This window comes from Streptomyces sp. UNOC14_S4, from assembly GCF_020740835.1.
Classification (GTDB): Bacteria; Actinomycetota; Actinomycetes; order Streptomycetales; family Streptomycetaceae; genus Streptomyces.
In genome coordinates this window covers 1-1,529 of record NZ_JAINFC010000894.1, presented here as the reverse complement: position 1 = coordinate 1,529, position 1,529 = coordinate 1, and the positions used below count along the sequence as shown (strand labels likewise).

Genomic DNA, 1,529 nt, shown 5'->3' with positions numbered 1-1,529 from the left:
GCCCACGGCCCCGCCGCCCCCGGCGACCGTCCCCACCCGGCACCCACCGACGGCGCCACCTATGACGAAGGGAATCCCCCCGCGTGAACGACCACCTCACCAACGAGCTCGGCTGGATGCTCGACGAGGTCGTGAAGATGCCGGAGGCCCGGCACGCGATCCTGCTCTCCTCCGATGGCATGCTCCGCGCCCGCTCCGCGGGCATCGAGCGCGACGAGGCCGAACGCCAGGCCGCCGCGCTCTCCGGCCTCCAGTCGATCAGCCGCTCCACCGCGGAGTTCACCCACAAGGGAGCGCAGGACAGCCCCTGGCGGCAGACGCTCGTGGAGTTCGCCCACGGCTACGTCTTCCTCATCGCCGCGGGCCCCGGCGCCTACCTCGCCGTCTCCGCCACCGCGGACGTCGACATGGAAGCCGTCACCTACCGGATGCAGAAGCTGGTCGACCGGCTCGGCAAGGAGCTGACCAGCCCGCCCCGGCAGGGCACCTGGCAGGGCACGGGCCGGTGACTCCCCCGCCACCCAGGCGCGGAGAGGGGTTAGTACGGCCGTACGTGGTCACCGACGGCCGTGCCCACCCCACCCGCAACACCTTCGACCTGGTCACCCTGGTCATCGCCATGCCCGACCGGCCGCTCGCGGGGCTCAGCCCCGAGCGGGTCCGGCTCATGGAGCTCTGCCTCGGCGGGCCGCTGTCGGTCGCCGAGATCGCCGGTCATCTGGCGCTGCCCGTCAGCGTCACCAAGGTGCTCCTCGGCGACCTCGTGGACAGCGGTCACCTCATCACCCGCGCCCCCATCCCCTCGGCGGAACTGCCCGAGGCCCAGATCCTTCAGGAGGTACTGGATGGACTCCGCGCTCGCCTCTGAGGGAGCGGTCTACCTGCGGCAGTCCGTGCAGACGGCCGTGAAGCTCCTCGTCGTGGGCCACTTCGCGGTCGGCAAGACCACTTTCGTCGGCTCGCTGTCGGAGATCCGGCCGCTGCGCACCGAGGAGACGATGACGCAGGCCGGCGCCCTCGTCGACGACCTGGCGGGCATCGACGGCAAGACCACCACGACCGTGGCCATGGACTTCGGCCGCGTCACCCTCAGCGACAGCCTCGTCCTCTATCTCTTCGGCGCCCCCGGCCAGCAGCGCTTCACCCGGCTCTGGCAGGACATGACCCACGGCGCCCTCGGCGCGCTCGTCCTCGCCGACACCCGGCGCCTGGAGCAGTCCTTCGACGTGATGGGGCTGCTGGAGGAACACGGCCTGCCCTACGCCGTGGCCGTCAACCACTTCGACGGCGCGCCCTCCTTCCCGGAGGAGGAGATCCGCGAGGCCCTCGACCTGCTCCCCGAGACCCCGCTGATCACCTGCGACGCCCGCGACCGCGTCTCCTCCACCCGCGCCCTGATCGCCCTCGTGGAGTACCTCCGCGACCGCCGGTCCGTCCAGGAGCCCGTGTGACCCACCACCCCGAGCCCGGCCACCCCGGCATCGGGCACCCCGGCGCGGCCCCGCCGCCGGGCTGCCCGGCCCACCAGG

At 72.5% G+C, this 1,529-nt stretch carries 3 protein-coding genes; all 3 read left to right on the top strand.

The window, feature by feature from the left end:
* Positions 1-116 precede the first annotated feature (116 nt).
* From K6I34_RS36810 to K6I34_RS36800, 3 genes are read left to right on the top strand one after another with little or no spacing between them, the layout of a single operon-like run.
* A complete protein-coding gene (locus tag K6I34_RS36810; RefSeq protein WP_238490341.1) occupies positions 117-509 on the top strand; it encodes a roadblock/LC7 domain-containing protein in 393 nt (130 codons plus the stop codon).
* Positions 510-553: 44 nt separating this feature from the next.
* Positions 554-868 (top strand): DUF742 domain-containing protein, encoded by a 315-nt coding sequence (locus tag K6I34_RS36805; protein WP_229332365.1) that lies wholly within the window; start codon positions 554-556, stop codon positions 866-868.
* The gene (locus K6I34_RS36800; RefSeq protein ID WP_229332364.1) at positions 846-1,451 is read left to right on the top strand and encodes an ATP/GTP-binding protein; all 606 of its coding nucleotides are present in this window, start codon (positions 846-848) and stop codon (positions 1,449-1,451) included. The genes K6I34_RS36805 and K6I34_RS36800 overlap by 23 nt, the downstream gene beginning before the upstream one ends.
* Positions 1,452-1,529 lie beyond the last annotated feature (78 nt).

What these genes read in the sequence shown, in the direction of transcription:
- K6I34_RS36800 (WP_229332364.1), top strand. Translation starts at nt 846, where the DNA reads ATGGACTCCGCGCTCGCCTCTGAGGGAGCGGTCTACCTGCGGCAGTCC.
- K6I34_RS36810 (WP_238490341.1), top strand. Translation starts at nt 117, where the DNA reads ATGCTCGACGAGGTCGTGAAGATGCCGGAGGCCCGGCACGCGATCCTG.